Raw genomic sequence first — 19,174 nt, 5'->3', positions numbered from 1 at the left:
TGCGGCCCGCTGAGACAAGCGGGCCGCTGTGTTGCTCACGACAAGTGATGCACATCTTGCAAGCCATAGACCGGTGTTTCAATTCCCTCCATTCGAGCTTTGATCTGCAACGACAAAAACTGCGAATAATGTCTGGACTGGTGCAGGTTACCGCCATGAAACCAGAGGTTTTCCTGTTGGGTCGGTTTCCACATATTGCGTTGTTCCCCTTCCCAGGGTCCGGGATCTTTGGTTGTGTCAGACCCAAGGCCCCAGACTTTACCAACCCTGTCTGACATCTCCTGCCCCATCAGATCGGCAACCCAACCATTCATGGAATTATAACCTGTCGCATAAACGATCAGATCTGCCTCAAGTTTTTGACCAGTGTCGAGGATCACGCCATCCTCAATTACCTCTGTGACCTGCCCATGTGCCAGTTTGATTTCGCCATCAATGATCAGCTGGCTTGCGCCGACATCAATATAATAGCCAGACCCGCGACGCAGGTATTTCATGAACAGACCTGAGTCGTCATCGCCCCAATCGAGCTGAAACCCGGCCTTTTCCAACCCGTCATAGAACTCTTTATCCTGCTCTTTCATCTGCGCGTATGCGGGTATCTGAAACTCATGCAGGATCGCATAAGGCAGCGAGGCAAAGATCAGATCCGCCTTTTCGGTGGTCATACCGTTGCGCACGGCCTCCTCTGAGTAAAGCGCGCCGAGGCCCACCTCCATCAGGGTTTCAGAGCGCACGATATGCGTCGATGAGCGCTGCACCATCGTGACATCCACATCGTTTTCCCAAAGGGCTGCGCAAATATCATGCGCTGAATTGTTGGACCCGATGACGACAGCTTTCTTGCCCGCCCATTGGTCCGGCCCGTCATGTTCGCAGGAGTGTTGCTGCACGCCTTTGAATGTATCCATTCCCGGAAAATTCGGCATTCGTTTTTTGCCAGACATGCCGGTCGCCATCACGAGTTGCTTGGGCTTCAGAGTGACCTGTTCGCCGTCACGGTCAACCACAACTGTCCATTCCTGCGTCGCCTCGTCATAGCTTGCCGACTTGGCCCAGGTTTTGGTCCAGTAGTTCAACTCCATGACCTTGGTGTACATTTCCAGCCAGTCGCCAATCTTGTCCTTGGGCGCAAACACCGGCCAGTTGTCAGGAAACTTGAGGTAGGGCAGATGATCATACCAGACCGGGTCATGCAGACAGAGCGATTTGTAGCGGTTGCGCCAGCTATCCCCGGCTCGTTCGTTCCCCTCCACGATGATCGTCGGCACCCCAAGCTGGCGCAGGCGCGCGCCCATGGCGATGCCACCCTGTCCGCCCCCGATAATCAGGCAGTAGGGTTGCTCACTATAGCCTAATTCCGCCAACTCTCTTTCGCGGTCTTCCTGCCACGTGCTACGATTTTTGCCCGCGCCATGCTTGGCGCCCAGCGGCCGGTCAAATCCCTTTGGCTCTTCATAGCCTTTCAGCTCGACCATCGTCGTCAGCAGCGTCCAGATTTTCCCCTCCCGCAACCGTACCATTCCGTAGCCGCGCGCAACTTCGGTTTCAAACTGGATCCACGCGGTCGTCACGCCACCCTCTTCGGTCGGGACCTCACCATCTGCGATCTGCCAATTGCATGGCTTGGTGGTCGCAAGCTGATGCTTGAGCATGTCTTCAACCTGATCTTTGCCTTCGACCGTTTTGATGTTCCACGTAAAGGTCACGAGATCGCGCCAATAACAATCCTGTGCAAACATCTCCTTTGCGGCAGCAATATCCCCGCTTTCCAGCGCTTTGCCGAATTGGTCCAGAAATGCCTGTGTCTGGTCTTCAACCGTTGAATCGAGCATGTCGTCCTCCCTTAGCTCTTGAATCTTGCCTGAAACCTGCCGGTGATGATGACAGGATGCCAGTGCAATTGATATGTCGCGGTGGCGTAAAACCTCTTGGCGCCCACAGATGTTGCGCGCGCAACAAAACGCAACTGATACGCCATGCCTATGCAGGCGGCGACAGACCCGCCTTGCGGATGCGGCGCAAAACGGTTGAACGGTTCACCCCCATACGGCGTGCCGCACGCGACATGTTCCATCCACAGGCATCAAGAAGCGCTTCAAGGGCTGCATCACTTTGCGCATCTGACTTTTGGGTTCCTTGCGGCATGGGCAGATCTGGCAAATCGATCACATTGCTTTCGGCAACGGCTGCCGCCACATCCATCACACTCTCCAACTCTCTGATGTTGCCGGGCCATGGACGACCTGCAAGCTCCGCCCGCGCCGCCGCAGAAAGACTGAGGTCCTTTGCCGTATGTCTCCGCAGCACGCGGTCGATCAGCCAGTCAATATCATGACGCAAGCGCAACGGAGGCAGGATCATCACATCCCCGGCCAGCCGGTAAAACAAGTCCGCCCGAAATCCCCCCGGCCGGTCATCTGCGCGCAGATCCGTTTGGCACGATGAAATCACCCTGAAGTCCGTTCGCTGTTCAATCAGTTCCAAAAGGGCCGACTGCGCGGTGGGGTCCAACTCGTCCACACCCTTAAGAAACAGCGTTCCAGACGGTGCCGTCTGCAGCGACTGCCACGTGTCGGAGCCTACCGCTGTGCATCGCACGACATGCAAGGCACGACCCTGTGCTGCGCAAACGTGGATGGCTCTGGCGAACCGCTCTTTGCCCGTGCCTGTCTCGCCTTGCAATATCAGCGGCACCTGTGTTGGTGCCAGACGCGCGGTACGGCGCTGCAACCGGTTCAGCGCCGGATCTGCACCGGCTAAATTGGCCAGAGGCGCAGGTATATCCAAGGCTGAACGATGCGGCGCGACGCGCGCCTGTTGCGGCGCAATCGCATGCCCATAGAGGCCACGCCCGTCCTTGAGCCGCAAGACGCGTTCTTCTGCGGGTCGCCCGCGCATCAAATCAGGCAGATCATCCACCGACATATCAAGCAAAGCATCAATGCGCTTGCCGATCAGCCCATCGCCGGTATCCGGCATCAACAGGGTCCCGGCGGCATGCGTCATGCCAATGATCCGACCCGACCCATCCAAGGCAACCGCCGCCTCCGGGTCGACTTCAAGAAATTCCGGTGACGTGGAAAAGCGCAGAACCCAATCCCGCCGTGTCATCGCCATCAGGTTCGCCATTTCGACCCGCCGTGCAGAAGCCTTCACAAGGTTCATGGCCAGATTTTGGCTCGACTTTGGCGATGGGGAACGCAACAGCGACACATCGAGCACCGCACTCAGTTTGCCATGGGTGTCATATATCGGCGCGGCAGTACAAGACAGCGGCGTATGGGCAATCCCAAAGTGATCACTCTGATGAATGGTCACCGCCTCACCGGTCACCAGACAGGACCCGACACCACAAGTGCCTGCCAAATCTTCCGACCAGTCCGATCCCAGATAAAGACCCGAGCGACGCAGCTCTTCCTCGAACCGCGGATCACCAAATGAATCCACGCAAATGCCCTTGGCATCCGCCAGCAACAATACATAATTCTGCTCAGCCACCTGACGAAAAAGCGACTTGAGACCGGAACGTGCGGTTGCGATCAACCGTTCGGCTTGTTCGCGGTGCAGGCGCAATTCAGTATCCGTTACGATGTGCGCAGCTTCCGCCTTGGCCGGATCAAGACCATAGGTTTCCACACACCGCCGCCAGCTATCCAGAACCAAAGGGTCACGGTGATTGTCACTTGCTCGCCCGCTGAGAACCCGGTCGATTTCCCTGATATGCGTCAGATCACTCAACGGCACGCCTCCCTCTCCCCTTGGACGAGGCTACATCAAGGCGATTTGATTTTCGAGTGTTTCGTTTCGGGCCATGCAATCAGGGCGAACCGCGCACTGAACGAAAGAACATATCCAGCGTTGTAGTGGGCGATGTGGGGTGAAACGTATCGTAAAACGCCTGATCGATAATGGACGGATGCGAGACGATTTTTTGCGATAATATTTCAAAGAAACGCGCGACGCGCAGGGCCCTTTCGGGGTTATCCACATAATCCAGACGACCAAATATCGCGTATCGGTCGGTGGTGAATGTACGGTTGCCATTGGTGAAATCACAGCCCGGAATATCGTTCACATTGGCGAGAATGATCTCTCTGTCGCCGATGTAATTTGCCACCTGACCATTGCAAAACGCCTCGGCTGCCTGTTCGTGTGACCGGAACATGATGACGGAGCCGCTGATTTCACTGTTCAGATTGCTTTGCAGAACGTTGATCGCCTGCTTTTGCTGGGTGCTTAGATCGCAATTGGACTCTCCGCGCAAAAAGGCAATTAACGCATCGCGATACTGGGGCATTTCGTTCGTCGTCAGCAAGGCCCGGATCCCCGAACGCGCCGACGACGTGTTTCCAACCAGCCCAAACAGAAATTTGGCACCCTTTGGATTGTCGCGAGGGATTTGTGGGCAAGATCCATCGTCAATGCTGCCGATCTGACGGCTGATGCCGGGCTGCGTGAGATAGGAAACCCCGGTCAGATAAACGGGTGGTGAGATGATCAAACCAGTCCGGCGGGCATTGGTAATCGTTGCGGGGTCGCACAATATGTCGATTGTTGGTGCCACAGTTGTTTTGACGGAACCGCTGTCGTTCCCGTCGACTTCATAGCCTTTCAGTAAGCCAAAGCGTCCTTCGCTCGGCTGCTTATCCAGCTTTGCGATTTCCTTATCGAGGTCCACAATTTTCACGCCATCGCGCGCAAGACCGACAGGTCCATCCGGATCGAGCATCATTTCGGTCAGGACGGCATCGCAGATACGGGTGATGTAGCCCGTGTATCTCTGCGTGGACAACGGACCCGGTGTCGCCGCTGTCAGAACATCCACCATCGTTTCGGCCTGAAAGGAAAAGGGCATCGCCTTGGAGCGCACACCGATGCGCAGTTGGTACTCATCCGCCTCAGCACCCGCGTCTGCTTGTGCAAGCTCGTTTGCGCCGACAGAGAATGCCGTACATATCACCGCCAGTGTGCCAATGAGCCTGCGCATCACGCGACGTCCTTTTTACCGGGAAGGCCCTGCGGTTTTGCAGTGGATTGACCCTCCACCAACTTGCGCAGCCAGCCCGTCGGCTTGTTCGGCTCCGCCACGGTTTCCTCACCCTCCTCATCCTCTGAGCGGTCTTCGGTCAGCTCAATGAAGAATGCGAAGAGTATCAGGAAAAGCATCGGCAAAAATGCCTGAATAAGCCAATCGCGTTTTTTGTAGGTGATCCATTGATTGCCCTCAAACAAAGGGAAATCATCAAATTTGTAGCTGAAAAAGACCACAGCGGCCATCAGGAACCCGACAAATATGGCGCATGGTACAGCCAGCATCACAATGGTGCGCAAGCGGCTGAAATCGTCATGTTTGTCCAGAATGACCAGAACGCCAAACCCAACCGACAACCCAACAAGCGGCATCATTGCATAGTAGATGAAAGCATCGTCGATCTGACGAATGATCTGCGACTGCGTCACCTGAAAATTACTGTCAAAAGCAAGCTCCAGCAGTGACCCCGCGATCGCCAGAATAAACGCAAGAACTGCGGGCACGACACATAACCCCAGCAGGCGCAGAAAGGGGATGCGATGCATGCTCCACCCCGGTTTCCAGCTTTCCTGCTCCATCCGGACATCCCGTCCGAATATCACCGCCCCTGCAGCAGCAAGTGTGACGAGGGCCATCTGAAAGGTGTCCCACGCCGCCTGCACCAGCAAATCAGGCCGGATTTCGTATTTGTAGGCAACCTTGCCGGCTTCGATCACGGACAGACAGGCATCACTTGGCCGGGGAACCACACACCCCGCCAGCGTCAAAGGTGCTGCTTGCTCGAACTGACGGGGCGGGTTTGCGTTGAACATTGCGATGCTCGTCTCGATCTGATCATCCGCCCAGGTAAAATCCCTGTCGACCATACCTTGATGCCAAAACGCGTAAATCATGAACACGGCCACAACAGACGCAAAGCAGGAAAAGAAGGCCGACAGAGCAAAGGAGTTCTTTTCAGGAACATAGTTGCGGTCAATCACGTGCACGATCTTCGCCAACGGCGTTGCGGGATCGAGATTTTTTACCGATTGGTTGTTGCGAATATAATGCACGGCAAACAACGCCTTGGTGTTTTCAGCCACCCGCAGAGCCGTCCTGTGCAGTGTCACCAAGCCGTCCGTCGTTTTGGGATCATACCCCAAAAGAAGGTCAGAAAGCTCCGTCAACTCGCACTCCAGCTGACGCGACATTTTGGTCAACTCTTCGAGCTCCGCAACAGGGAAATATTGCGCCCTTTTACTGGGGGTCACCGCCAGCGACAGCGCATCGATGATGGTCAGTGCCTTGTCTATCTCTTCACGCCGTCCGGCAAGGTCAGGTGCGAGCCTTGCGTCCTGATCTTCCGCGCCCTCTTCATCCTCTGCCTCTATCGCTTTTGTCAGTTCTTTACGAAAATGGGCCGTCAAAGCACCGGGTTTTCTGGTCTTGCAAATCCGAGTTGTTTCCTGCGTTTGAAGCGCATCAATCACGCGATAAACGCCGCGCGGAATCCCGGCAATGCGGTGCGCTGCGGACCTCACCATGTTCTCAATCGGCCGCATGACACCCACCGACATGATGGCGATCAGAAAGGCGGACACGAAGATCGGCTTTGCGTAGACTGTTCCCTCAAGGTTCAGGATATCATTGCCAAATGGGTCAAAGCTCGCGGTAGCCCCTACCTCGAATTTTGCGACATTGGCGTTGCGGATCAATTCATAAAGTTCAGCAGACGAAAGGATGATCGCGTATGACACAAGATACAGCATCGAATAGACGATGAAGCCAAAGAAGCCGTCTTTTTGAGTGCACAGATCCGATACGCGTGCGTCTTGAAGAATTGGATGACGCTGGAAAGGCGTCTGTGTCAGCGACTCGCGGTAATTTCGGCGCGCTTCGATCAGCAACGCAATTGCACCAAAACAAACCACGCCGATGTAAATCAGCCAGTTCATCTCAGATCACGCGGCCCCGAAGATGCCCTACCAGCATTTCTGTACTGCAGGATTACAAGGTCCCGCAGCAATTTCACTCGACTGGTCGGCCACGTGCAACAGTTGCACACTTCCAACCGTGAGTATCGTTATCAGCGCAATAATACGAAGCATCGATTTAATCCATTTTCTCTAAACTCGCTAATTCTATCGCTAAAGTTGCAAAAAATCAATAGTTCCAACGGATGAGGCGATTAAGCAGGATTGTTCAAAAATCGCGCGCAGCGGTTCAATCAGTCCGGACGGTTTAAGTCTATCCCTTGGGGCAGCACCAAGATGACCGCGCAGACGACCAACACCGACACGAAAATCAAAGCGATTAGCGGGCATCACAACCCTATGGAAAGGTCATGACCATGAAACACTATATTCTTGCCACCCTGCTTGCCCTGCCTCTTCCCGCTGTCGCGGGTGACGAAGCTGCCATCCTCACCACGATCCAAGGCATCGCGACGGCTGCGGACGCTCAGGACTGGAGCCGTCTGGATATGAAATTCGGTGATCACGTCATCCTGAACCAACTGTCACTGGAAACCGATCAGGGTGCGCGTGTCCAAGACCGGACGGTGATCGGGATATGGGCAGAGTTGCTGCCGCGTTTTGACAACACACACCATGAGATTTCGCAGATTGAGGTGCTGGGCGTGTCCTCAGTCGTTGCGCGGGCGACGGCGCGATACCACGCCACATACGACCTGCATGGCCAGACGTGGGAGCAAACGGGTCGTCTCGACTACGTTTTGAAAAACACCGATGCAGGCTGGCGGGTCGTCGCACTCAACACAACGCCCGAGTGGGAAAACCGCCGCTTGTCGGACCTGTTTTTGCAAGATGAGGGCACACCCGCGGGAAACAGCTAATCGACGTTTCCGCCCTTGGTTTTGAGCGTTGAGATCAACATTGCTCGGTCGCACCGCATGATGAGAAAAACAGCGCTTCCAACTCACGAGGGGTAATAATATCAATTTCAGTCGCCATTTCGACGAAATCCAACAAGCGCCTTCTTGTTGTTCCGCAGTTGCTGCGGCATGCTAAGTATCATGCAAAACGCACTGCATCTGTTGGTCTTCACCGATCTGGACGGCACATTGATTGATCACGACACGTATCAGTGGGCCCCTGCCCAGCCTGCACTTTGTGCGCTTTCGCGGATACATGCAGGCGTCATCTTGGCCAGCAGCAAAACCGCGCCTGAGGTCAATGCCCTGCGAGAGGCGCTGGACCTCGCAGACTGGCCCGCAATCATTGAAAACGGAGCCGGGTTGCTGCCTGCACATGGTCAAAGCGCGCCCGATGGGCATGAATATCATCAGATCAGGTCTGCTTTGGCGCAAATACCGAATGCATTGCGCCGCCACTTCACCGGCTTTGGCGATCTGACACCTGCCGAGGTCGAAAAGGTGACCGGCCTGTCCACCACGGCCGCCACGCAGGCCAAGGAACGCGCGTTTTCCGAGCCCGGGCTGTGGCATGGCACCGAAAATGAGCTTTCTGAGTTCAAAAATGCGCTACAGGCACTCGGTATCAGCACACGAGACGGCGGCCGGTTTCTCACCTTGTCATATGGCAAAAACAAATCTGACCAGATGGCGGCTATCGTCACCCGGTACGCACCGAAGCATACGATAGCCCTTGGCGACGCACCAAACGATGTGGAAATGCTGGAAGCCGCGGAATTCGGCGTTGTGATCCCCAATCCGAATGGACGCGCGCTTCCCAAACTTGTTGGGGAAGCAAAAGGCCGGATTATTCGCGCGCCGGAAACTGGCCCTGCGGGGTGGAACGCGGCAATACTCGGCTTGCTAGAAAAGCTCGACTTACAAAAGGACTGACCCACATGGCCGATTTCCACCAGAATGGAAACATCACGACCCTTCACAACCTGCGCACCCGGTCAGTTCCCGAGATGAATGACGAACTGGTCACTTTTGCTCAGACGCGCAAAATCTCATTGATCCTGCCTTGCCTCTATTCCGAGCTTGAGGGCGATGCGATGCCCAATATTCTGTCTGAACTGTCGCAAGTCACATTTCTGCACCGCATCATCATTGGACTCGATCAGGCGGATGAGGCGCAATTTCGCCATGCAAAGCAGTTTTTCAAGGGCCTCAACCAAAACCACATCGTGATCTGGAACGACAGCCCGCGCATGTTGGAACTTGGCGCGCGCCTTGATGCAATGGGCCTTGCCCCGGCGGAACAGGGCAAAGGCAAGAATGTCTGGTCCGCACTTGGCTATCTGATCGCCTGTGCGGACAGCGCGGTGATGGCCATCCATGACTGCGATATTCTTACCTATAAGAACGAAATGCTGTCCCGCCTTGTCTATCCGGTGGCCAATCCGAATTTCCCCTATCAGGTCGCCAAGGGCTATTACCCGCGCATTGGCGGCGACAAGATGAACGGCCGGGTGACGCGGCTGTTGGTCAGCCCGCTGCTGATCGCCTTGAAACGCGTGATCGGTGACAGGGACTACATCGACTACCTGCGCAGCTTCCGCTATCCATTGTCGGGCGAATTTGCCATGCGCACCGCGATCCTGCCAGATTTGCGTATACCCTCCGACTGGGGGTTGGAGATTGGCGTGTTATCCGAAGCTTGGCGCAACCTTGCCCCGAAAGCCGTGTGTCAGGTCGAGATATCCGATGCTTACGACCACAAGCATCAGGAGCTGAGCACAGAGGATGCAGACGCAGGCCTCAGCCGAATGTCCACGGATATTTGCAAGGCGGTGTTTCGAAAACTGGCTGCCGACGGCACGGTCTTTACCGCCAACACGTTCCGTGCTCTCAAAGCAACATATTACCGCAGCGCTCTGGATGTTCTGGAGGCGTATTACAACGACGCCAAAATGAATGGCCTCTCGATTGACCGACATGAGGAAGAAACGGCGATTGAGTTATTTGCCGAGAACATCATGCGCGCAGGTCAGGTTTTCATCGAGAACCCGCATGAAACGCCGTTCATCCCAACCTGGAACAGGGTTCATTCAGCGGACCCGCGCTTCTTGAGCGACATGCGTGCGGCAGCTGCGGCAGATGAAGCAGACTACCAGTAAGCGGACGGATTAGATTTTGTTTGTAATCCAGCGGCATTGATAAGGGGCAAGGGTAATCGCGTCAGCAAAAACGTCAATCTTTTCGCCGCTCAGAATATCCACCCAGTCTTCGTCATCGATGAGGTTCATTGAGGCGGCAGGAATGTCTACGACCTCGTCACTCACATTGTGCAAGGCGAATACCGACTGAAAGCGGTCCAGACTTTGCCGCCATACTCCAAAGACCCGATCATCCAAAGACATGGTAAACTGAGTGGCATTGGGGTGAAATGCGGATTGCCGCGCCCGCAGACGCAAGCGCGCGGACAGGGCACCGAGAACTTTTGCATGGATTGTCTCAGGATCCGCCAGTTGCGCCTGCAAGCTTGGATAATCCCACCGATGCCGGTTGATCGCCCGGTTCATACCCCGCCTTTCGACCTGCCCATGATCATTGGATGTCGCGAGCATGGAATGGATGTAGAAAGCCGGGATCCCTTCGAGAGACATCACGATTGTCTGAGAGCAGATAAACCGGTCAAAATGCCGGTCATCCTCTCCCTTGAAGGTACGCGATGTAGCCTCGATAAATGTCGTGTTCAACTCGTAGGGCGCTTCACCCCCGTCCGGCAGTGCGCGCATGGATACGAGCCCGCCAATGTCCCGGACCGTCTGGATCATCTGCGCCTGTTCCTGTGGCGGCAGAAGCCCTTCTGCCGGGCGCATTCCGATCCCATCGTGGCTGGCCGTGAAGTTCAGATAGGCACAGCCCAATTGCGCGGGTGGCATCCCGCTTTGCCAGCGCCGCAGGTACCGGGCGGACCCCGACATCATGGCATGCAGGATCAGTGGCGGCAGCGGAAAGTTGTAAATCGCATGCGCCTCATTACGGTTCCCGAAATAGCTGAGGTTTTCGGCCTTGGGCACGTTGGTTTCGGTCAGCAGAATGATCGTCTCCGCCGCGTAGTCGCACAGCATGCGCATGAGCTGCACAATCGCATGGGTCTGCGGCAAATGGATCGACGGTGAACCCACCTCTTTCCACAGAAACGCGACGGCATCGAGGCGGATGATCTGAACACCATTGTCTACATGCAGTCGGATAATGCGCAGAAACTCCAACAAGACCTCCGGGTTGCGGAAATCCAGATCGATCTGGTCGTGGCTAAAGGTACACCAGACATGGCGCGGCCCGTTCACGGTTTCGATTTTCTGCAGCAAGGGTGTGGTGCGCGGCCGGACCACTGCCGACAGATCATCATCGGGGGACGCCTCGAAAAAGAAGCGATCATAGGGCACCTGCCCCTGCCGGTAGGCATTGAACCACGCCCCCTGGCTGGACACATGGTTCAGCACAAGATCGGACATAAGGTGAAACGCACCCCCGATCCGGTTTATATCGGCCCAATCACCTAGCTGCGGATTTACCGCCCGAAAGTCAGATACCGCAAAGCCATCGTCAGACGTAAATGGAAAAAATGGCAGGATGTGCACGCCATTCACCACGCCTTTCATGTAGCGCAGCAGAAAATCATGAAGCAGATCAAGCGGCTTGTGAGACCCGTCCAGTATAGAGTTGCCATAGGTAATCAGCAGCGCGTCTTTTTCAGTCCACAGATTGTTGCCCGGCAAGCGCCCCCGCTTGCGCGGCTTGGCGCCTTCAGGCCAGAACGCCTCAACGATCTTGCTGGAGAGGATATCAGCGTCAATGTCTGGATAAATCTGACGGACGAGCGATGCGAGGCGCATGCTGAAGGAGGTCGTCTTACTGGCTTTCATCTATTCAGAGGTCCGGTTGTCTTGAACGTTCAGCCACAAGCCAACATTGTTTAGCGCGGTTTGCCCAGCAAATTCCACCAAATCCGGCACAAAGGACAGTCAGAGCTACGCGGCTGACCATTTCTTTGTCGAATGCCGCGAGGGTCGGTTCATCCGCGCAAGCGGGTCAAGCCATCACGCAGAGCCATAGGGCGAGACACCATTCACGTTGAGATACACCGCATAAAGCGACGTGGTGCCGCAAATGAACAACCGGTTCAGTTTTTCGCCGCCAAAACAGACATTTGCCACAAACTCCGGAATCAGGATTTTGCCGAGCAGCTCCCCGCCAGTGGACAGGCAGTGCACACCATCCGCCGCGGAGGTCCAGATCCGACCGTCCGTGTCCAGCCGGAACCCGTCGAAAAAACCGCTGTCACAGGTGGCAAAGACGTCACCACCGCTGAGCGTGCCATCAGCTGCCACACTGTGGCGGCGGATATGGGCGGGGCCATCAGGCATGTGCGTTCCACCGGTATCTGCGATGTAAAGCTGCGTCTCATCCGGTGAAAAGGCCAGACCGTTCGGCTTGATATAATCATCGGCGACGATCCGAATGTCCCCATTGTGATCGACACGGTATACGTGGCACGCCCCGATTTCACTGGGGGCGCGCATCCCCTCGTAATCCATCATGATGCCGTAGGACGGGTCCGTGAACCAGATCGATCCATCGGATTTGACAACAACGTCATTCGGCGAATTCAGCCGCTTTCCCTGATAACTGTCGGCGATCACGGTGATGGAGCCATCAGGCTCGGTGCGGGTCACCCGGCGGGACAGATGTTCGCAGGAAACCAAGCGCCCTTGCCGGTCCACGCTGTGTCCGTTGGAATTGTTTGAAGGCTGGCGAAAGGTCGAAACGCTGCCATCGGTGTCATCCCAGCGCAACATCCGATTGTTGGGAATATCCGACCAGAGCAGATAGCGCCCTGCCGCAATCCACACAGGCCCCTCGGACCAGCGCGCGCCGGTCCACAACCGATCCACGCGCGCATGTCCAATCAGGCAGTCGTTAAAGCTGGGGTCAATTGCGTTGAAGCCGGTCCCGTCGATCATCCCGAACATCGCGTTCTCCCTTCTGTTCATCAGGTATATTCATACGGCGCACGCCCCACCCCGGTGCCGCGCGTTGGTTGCCCGGATGCGCTGGGTCCGCGCCCCAGATGGCCTGATAGGTGTCCACGGCAAACCCCTTGCGCTGCAACACGACGAATGCACATAGCAATCCGCTCCACCACAGCCCCAAGGTCACCCACATCCAATTCGGTGCATTCGCGTGCCACAGCCCGAAAATGATCGTCACCAAGGCCAACAGGATCGCCGCATAGCCCACGGATTTATGCACATGTTCAAAAATCAAACGCCATCGGGTCATATCATAGTGATCCCCGCGCATGTTGCCGCCCGGCATGGTTGGCCCCCCCTTGTCACCGCGCAAAAAGCCGAGGGTGACCTGCACAAAAAGGGCTGCAAGCACGCCATAGCCCAGCCACCCATGCCACGACAAAGGCCCGTCAGAAGAGACCCAGTAGAGCAAAACGAACCCCACGACGGAAAGCGCGGCAACCGTCAACTGCCCGAACAGATGGCACCGCCACCAGACCTGTACATCCAACTCGCGCGGCCAGTCCTGACCCGGTAAAATCTTGAAAAACCGCGCGATCAGAATGGCCAGCGGGGCAATCACGCCCCATGCAATGACCATTGTCCGCGCGTGCCATGAAACCGCAAAGCCGACGTCATGCACCCGTGTCGGGTCAATCGGCGCAAGCAGCCAGTCCCACATCATCCCTTGACCGCGCCCGCCGTCATGCCGGTAATGATCTGACGGCTCGCAAAGAGCGTGAAGATGATCGGTGGGATGGCAAGCAGCATGCCAGTGGCCATGATCACGCCCCATTCGACATTGAATTCCGACATGTTGTTCACGATCAGAATGGGTACGGTGCGGGTGTCGCGATCACTCAGAGCCGAGGCCAGCAGGTATTCGTTCCATGCAATCCGAAAGGTGAAAATGGCCGCCGCCGCTAGGCCCGGTTTGATCAGCGGCAGCACGACCTTGAAGAACACCTGAAACGGGCCGGCCCCGTCCACGCGCGCGGCTTCTTCCAACGATCGCGGCACCTGAACGATAAAGCTCTGCAAGATCCAGATCACAAAGGGCAGGTTCATCGCGACATAGATCAGGATGATCCCCGAATGCGTCCCGGCCAGACAAACATCACCGCGCCCGCCAAAGGTGTCGCGGATCATGCCGCCGATCAACCCATCGCGATCAAGGCAGAATTCATTGTTCCACAGTCCGAAAACCGGCACAAGCAGCACCGCAGGCGGTACCATGCGCACCATCAGCGTGCTCATCGACACTGTGTCACGGCCCATGAATCTGAACCGCACCAAGGCATAAGCCGCCATACAGCCGATGATCAGGGTCAGCAGGGTCGAGATCAGCGCGATTATCAGCGAGTTGATGAATGCGCCCCCGAATTTCAATGAGCAAAAATCAAGGTGGTCGATTTCATACCACAAGACATCGCAGAGCGCTGTTTCGTAGTTCTTGATCGTGGGCAAAAACAGCAAGCCCGTGCCACCCGACAGGATGTCCACGTCCAGCTTGAACGAATTGACCAGCATCAACAGAACCGGCCCCACAGACATAAAGACCAGCGCCACAATGATGGCGTAAAAACCGACGGGTTGACGTTCTTGTCTGGCGGCCATCAGCTGTCCTCCTCCTGAACCATCGCGTTCAGCCGGGCCGCGCGCGCCTCTTGCCAGCGGGTGAAGACAAACATGCCCAGCGTCAAAAACAGCAGCAGAATGAGCAGATAGTTCGACATGGCCGCTGCGACCCCAAGTTCGCGAAACTCCGTCGCGGTGCGGGAAATGCGCAAGGCAAGGATTTCCGTGGACAGACCCGGCCCGCCTTCGGTCATCACAAGGATCACCTCAAGCACCTTGAACGCATCAATCAGACGCAAAAGCGCGGTGACGATCAGCACGGGCATCATCAGCGGCAGTTTGATATGCCAGATTTGCTGCCAGCCGGTCGCACCGTCAATCCGCGCCGCTTCAAGCGCGGAGCGGGGCAAGGACTGCAGCGCTGCCAGTGACAGGATGAAAATGAAGGGCGTCCACTGCCAGATATCGGCAATGATGATCGACATCAGCGCATGTTCGCCCAGCCAGTCCACCCGGGGCAGACCCAGCTTGTCGAGAAAGCCGTTAAAGGTGCCGATGGTCGGGTGATACATGTAGCGCCACATCAGACCCACCACCACCGGCGCGATCATCATCGGCAGAATGAACAATGTGCGCAAAATGGACATGCCGCGGATGTTGCGATCAAGCAGCAACGCAAGGCCCACACCAATCAGCATCTCCAATGTCACAACGAAGAACGCAAACTTCAGCGTGACCACAAGGCTTTCGTGGAAATTCGGATCGCCCCAAAGGGTAATGTAGTTTTTCAGGCCAACGAATTCGGCCTCACCGATTGTCTGACTGGGGTTCCATTCGCGAAAACTGCCCCAGATCATGTAGCCCAGCGGATACATCAACGCCATTGCCATGATCAGCACGGCGGGGGCCATGAACATGTAAGGCGTCAAACGGTTGGCCATGGCGATGCGCATGAAAACAACTCTTTTCTGGTTCAGTCAGGACAGGCTCGGGGCGCACAAAACAGCGCGCGCCCCGAACGCTGGGAGGTTACTGCCAGGTATAATAACCTGCATCATCCATCACGGCGCGCGTCCGCTCTGCAACACCGTCCAGTGCTTCCTGAATATCGAGACCCTCTGTCAGAACCTTGGACATTGTGGTGCCGATATCCGCGTTGATCTTACCCCACACAGGGATGATCGGACGCCAGTCAGGGTCCGCGTATTTCAGAGCTTCGCCGAACGTGGCCGAGAACGGGAATTTCTCGTTCAGGCCGGGGTCTTGGTAGGTGGAGAACCGCGAAGGGTTACCGCCTGCCATCGCGACCTTCAGGTCCCCCTGTTTGGACGTGAGCCACTGCATCAGCAAAAAGGCGGCTTCCTTGTTTTCGGCATTCTTTGGGATCGCAATTCCGAAGCCACCTGTCTGGCTGCCCCTGCGCACGCCTTCGGGGTGCATCGCATAGCCGACTTTGCCCACAACCTTTGAGCGGTCAGGGTCTTCAAACCCGGGCATGAAGGCGATTGAATCAAGGAACATGGCGGCCTCACCGTTGGAAAAGGCCGCCGCCGCCTCGGATGGTCCAAAGCTGAGCGATCCTTCGGGGCCACAATCTACGATGGTCTTGAGCGCTTCGGCAGCTTGCTTGCCCGCTGCGTTGTTGATGATCGGGTTCCACGCATCGTCAAAAACGCGCCCGCCCAATGGCGCGAGGTGCAGCAAAAACGCATGACTGGCCTGATGTCCGGATGCGGCCCGCGATGCCATACCGCCCATGCCGGGTTCCAGTTCGGGTATTTTACACGCCGCATCAAGCAGTTGGTCATAGGTCTCGGGCTTGGCGATCCCGTGCTTTTCAAAGATGTCCTTTCGATAGGCCAGCACGGATGTTTCCGACCCGAAAGGGATACCAAAAAGCGATCCCGTCGGGCCCGGCAGATAACCTTTGGCCCCACCTGCAACGCCGATGTTTTGAACATAGCCGTCAATCAGGTCTTCGGCATCGTAGTTTGGATCGGCCAGCTTAGGGTCCATGAAGTACTTGGCCAGGTTTTCAAGTTGATCCGCGAAGACATAATCAGCCTTTGAAAACACTACGTAGGAGATCAGGTCGTATTCCCCCTCGTCCTGCGCAAGCTCCAACGTCTGACGTTCGCGCATCTTGAGGTAGGGCAGTTGATCAACTTCAACCTCAATCCCGGTTTCTGCGGTGAACTCAGGCAGAATTTTCATGGCCGCGTTGTAATGCGGGTGTGCGGGAAAGTTCACGATCAGCGTCGTGCCCTCGTATTCAGCATAAGGGTTAGCGAAAACCGCTCCCGTCATGAAGAGCGCAGCGGAAACGCTGATCCCTGTCCGTTTTAGTGTCGTATACATCTGTGTCCTCCCATAAAAAATTCAGGCCGCTACAAAGCAACCTCACTCTGGCGGTCAAAGAGATGTATCCCTCCTGAATTGACCGCAAACGTCAGCGTCTGGCCCAGTGCGACAGGCGTGTCCGAGCCAAGTTCAACCATGATTTTTGCCCCACCGCAGGTGCAGAGCAAAACAGACTGCGCACCTACGTATTCCGACACCATCACATGCAATTCCAACGCATGCTCCCTGTCGCAATCCGGCGCATAGGTCAGATCGGATGGCCGCACGCCAATGATCACATCCTTGCTTTTGTTCTGCAGAGCAGCCGACGCCCTCTCGCCCTCCAGCAACAGATCGAACCCGTCGCCCTTGGCATAGACCTTGTTTTCCCGTTGTTCGATTTCTGCGTTGAGAAAGTTCATCGGCGGCATGCCCAGAAAACCCGCCACAAATTTATTGACCGGGTGCTTGAACAGCTCTTCTGGGGTGCCCTGCTGCTGGATGTACCCGCCATGCATCACCACAATCCGATCCGCCAATGTCATCGCTTCGATCTGATCATGCGTGACGTAAATCATGTTCTTCTGAACACGCTGGCTCATTAGCGCCAGTTCGGCCCGCATCTGACCGCGCAGCTTGGCATCAAGGTTTGAGAGCGGTTCATCAAAAAGAAATGTGCTGGCATCCCGCGTCAGCGCACGCCCCATGGCAACCCGCTGGCGTTGACCACCTGATAGCTCACCCGGTTTGCGGTTGAGGTAATCGCTCAACCCGAGGGTCGCCGCCACGGTGCGGACCTTTTCGTCAATTTCCGCTTTGGGTCGTTTTTGCAGGCGCAAAGCGAAGGACATATTTTTGGCGACGTTCATGTGTGGATAAAGCGCGTAGTCCTGAAACACCATCGCCAGATCACGGTCTTTTGGCTCAAGCCGACTGACGGGCCGACCATCTACGTAGATTTCACCCTCTGTCACATCCTCAAGCCCTGCGATCATGCGTAAAGTCGTGGATTTTCCGCAGCCTGAAGGACCCACAAGAACCGTGAACTCATTGTCGGCCATCTCAAGTTCGATGCCATGCAAAACCTCTACGTCACCGTATCGTTTTATCAGATTTTCCAAGTGAATTGTCGGCATTCAGCCCGCATCCCATGTCACATTTGCAGGCCACCGTATTGATTGTGACCGGTAACACAAGTAGTTTTTGCTAGATTTCAGGTCTCTTCTTTGACTTTCAGCGAGATTTTGTGCTCCCACGAAAGCTCAACTCCGCTTTAACGGCCACCGTTCTCGCGGTCGTGTTTACTGTGTCAGTTTCGGAAAAAAGCTCAGATAAAAGGGTCCCAGTCGCCTGACCTATGCGCCTTGGGTCCACAATTACGGTGGTAATTGAAGGGTTCGAGAACCGGGACACCTCAAAATTGCCAAAACCTGCAACGCCAATATCATCCGGCACTGATTTGTGGAGTCCGGACAGCGCAGACAGCACCCCGAAAGCCGGAACATCCGAGACGCAAAAGATACAATCCACATCCGGATATCGACTGAGCAGTTCCGGCGTCGCGACTGCACCATCCTGAATCGAAAGCGGCGGTTTTCCCAGCTGCAGAATCCGGTGCGCGGACAGTCCCGCGGATTGCATAGCCTCGGAAAAGCCCCGACGCCGCGCGGCACCGCGGGTCCAGGCGTCATCTGCTTCCCCTAAGAACGCGATGTTACGGTATCCTCGCTGGATCAGCGCACGCGTCATTTCGGCCGCCGCGTCACAGTTGGAAAACCCTATTGTGTGGCCAATCGGGTTTTCTGGTCGTTCCCACAATTCAATAACAGGAAGATTAGAGTCGCTGAGCAACTGAACGGTCCTGTCAGAGTGACCGTCGTAAGATAAAACGATTGCTTCTGGTCTGCGGCGCATCATGCTCTCGACAAGCTTCTCTTCACGTTCCACCGAGTAATCGGTATAGCCCAGCAAAATTTGCTGACCAATTTTTTCAAGCTCTTCCGTCAAAGCCTGCACCGTCTCGGCAAAATGCAAGTTATTGAGCGACGGTACCAACACAGCCACGAAACCAGACCGTTTCGTGGTCAAGCTGCCCGCCATTTGATCGGGCACATAATTCATATCGCGCACAACCTGCAAAATGCGCTGACGTGTTTCAGATGACACAGGGCTGTTATCACGCAACGCGCGCGACACGGTCATACGAGAAACGCCGGCTGCCCTCGCAACGTCCCGCATCGTAACGGGCGGTCTTGGTTTTGACGATCTCGGCAAGGCTCATCCATT

At 55.8% G+C, this 19,174-nt stretch carries 15 protein-coding genes; 3 read left to right on the top strand and 12 right to left on the bottom strand.

Going from position 1 to position 19,174, the window contains the following annotated elements:
• Positions 1–35: 35 nt before the first annotated feature.
• From RLO149_RS03555 to RLO149_RS03540, 4 genes are all read right to left on the bottom strand, one after another.
• Entirely contained in the window at positions 36–1,835 is a 1,800-nt protein-coding gene (locus tag RLO149_RS03555) for an NAD(P)/FAD-dependent oxidoreductase (protein ID WP_013960690.1), read from the bottom strand.
• Between the two features lie 148 nt (positions 1,836–1,983).
• Positions 1,984–3,741, bottom strand: coding sequence for a sigma-54-dependent Fis family transcriptional regulator (locus tag RLO149_RS03550; RefSeq protein ID WP_044025520.1), 1,758 nt, complete (start codon positions 3,739–3,741; stop codon positions 1,984–1,986).
• Between the two features lie 79 nt (positions 3,742–3,820).
• Entirely contained in the window at positions 3,821–4,990 is a 1,170-nt protein-coding gene (locus RLO149_RS03545; protein ID WP_013960688.1) for a type 2 periplasmic-binding domain-containing protein, read from the bottom strand.
• Entirely contained in the window at positions 4,990–6,969 is a 1,980-nt protein-coding gene (locus RLO149_RS03540; RefSeq protein WP_013960687.1) for a hypothetical protein, read from the bottom strand. The genes RLO149_RS03545 and RLO149_RS03540 overlap by 1 nt, the downstream gene beginning before the upstream one ends.
• Positions 6,970–7,358: 389 nt before the next feature.
• Here RLO149_RS03540 and RLO149_RS03535 point away from each other — a divergent pair, with 389 nt between their 5' ends.
• The 3 genes from RLO149_RS03535 (at position 7,359) to RLO149_RS03525 (ending at position 10,066) form a co-directional block, all read left to right on the top strand.
• The gene (locus RLO149_RS03535) at positions 7,359–7,868 is read left to right on the top strand and encodes a nuclear transport factor 2 family protein (RefSeq protein ID WP_148264302.1); all 510 of its coding nucleotides are present in this window, start codon (positions 7,359–7,361) and stop codon (positions 7,866–7,868) included.
• Positions 7,869–8,048: 180 nt separating this feature from the next.
• Positions 8,049–8,840, top strand: coding sequence for an HAD-IIB family hydrolase (locus RLO149_RS03530; RefSeq protein ID WP_044025519.1), 792 nt, complete (start codon positions 8,049–8,051; stop codon positions 8,838–8,840).
• Positions 8,841–8,845: 5 nt separating this feature from the next.
• Positions 8,846–10,066, top strand: a complete 1,221-nt coding sequence (locus RLO149_RS03525; RefSeq protein ID WP_013960683.1) for a glycosyltransferase family protein — start codon at positions 8,846–8,848, stop codon at positions 10,064–10,066.
• A gap of 9 nt (positions 10,067–10,075) precedes the next feature.
• Here RLO149_RS03525 and RLO149_RS03520 read toward each other — a convergent pair whose 3' ends face one another.
• The 8 genes from RLO149_RS03520 to RLO149_RS03485 all read right to left on the bottom strand — a co-directional run bounded on the left by RLO149_RS03520 (position 10,076) and on the right by RLO149_RS03485 (position 19,126).
• Positions 10,076–11,824, bottom strand: coding sequence for a sugar phosphorylase (locus RLO149_RS03520; RefSeq protein WP_013960682.1), 1,749 nt, complete (start codon positions 11,822–11,824; stop codon positions 10,076–10,078).
• A gap of 174 nt (positions 11,825–11,998) precedes the next feature.
• Positions 11,999–12,931, bottom strand: a complete 933-nt coding sequence (locus RLO149_RS03515; RefSeq protein WP_044025188.1) for an SMP-30/gluconolactonase/LRE family protein — start codon at positions 12,929–12,931, stop codon at positions 11,999–12,001.
• Positions 12,891–13,652 (bottom strand): cytochrome b561 domain-containing protein, encoded by a 762-nt coding sequence (locus RLO149_RS03510; RefSeq protein ID WP_245538118.1) that lies wholly within the window; start codon positions 13,650–13,652, stop codon positions 12,891–12,893. Before RLO149_RS03510 ends, RLO149_RS03515 begins: the two co-directional genes overlap by 41 nt.
• Positions 13,652–14,587, bottom strand: a complete 936-nt coding sequence (locus tag RLO149_RS03505; protein WP_013960679.1) for a carbohydrate ABC transporter permease — start codon at positions 14,585–14,587, stop codon at positions 13,652–13,654. Before RLO149_RS03505 ends, RLO149_RS03510 begins: the two co-directional genes overlap by 1 nt.
• Positions 14,587–15,501 carry a carbohydrate ABC transporter permease gene (locus tag RLO149_RS03500; protein ID WP_013960678.1) on the bottom strand — a complete coding sequence of 305 codons (915 nt, stop codon included), beginning with the start codon at positions 15,499–15,501 and terminating at the stop codon, positions 14,587–14,589. The genes RLO149_RS03505 and RLO149_RS03500 overlap by 1 nt, the downstream gene beginning before the upstream one ends.
• A 76-nt stretch (positions 15,502–15,577) precedes the next feature.
• A complete protein-coding gene (locus tag RLO149_RS03495; RefSeq protein WP_013960677.1) occupies positions 15,578–16,906 on the bottom strand; it encodes an extracellular solute-binding protein in 1,329 nt (442 codons plus the stop codon).
• A 29-nt stretch (positions 16,907–16,935) separates the two neighbouring features.
• Positions 16,936–18,024, bottom strand: coding sequence for an ABC transporter ATP-binding protein (locus RLO149_RS03490; RefSeq protein ID WP_013960676.1), 1,089 nt, complete (start codon positions 18,022–18,024; stop codon positions 16,936–16,938).
• Positions 18,025–18,121: 97 nt separating this feature from the next.
• The gene (locus tag RLO149_RS03485; protein ID WP_013960675.1) at positions 18,122–19,126 is read right to left on the bottom strand and encodes a LacI family DNA-binding transcriptional regulator; all 1,005 of its coding nucleotides are present in this window, start codon (positions 19,124–19,126) and stop codon (positions 18,122–18,124) included.
• Positions 19,127–19,174 lie beyond the last annotated feature (48 nt).

Source organism: Roseobacter litoralis Och 149 (genome assembly GCF_000154785.2).
Lineage (GTDB): Bacteria > Pseudomonadota > Alphaproteobacteria > Rhodobacterales > Rhodobacteraceae > Roseobacter > Roseobacter litoralis.
This window is presented reverse-complemented; position numbering and strand designations above follow the sequence as displayed.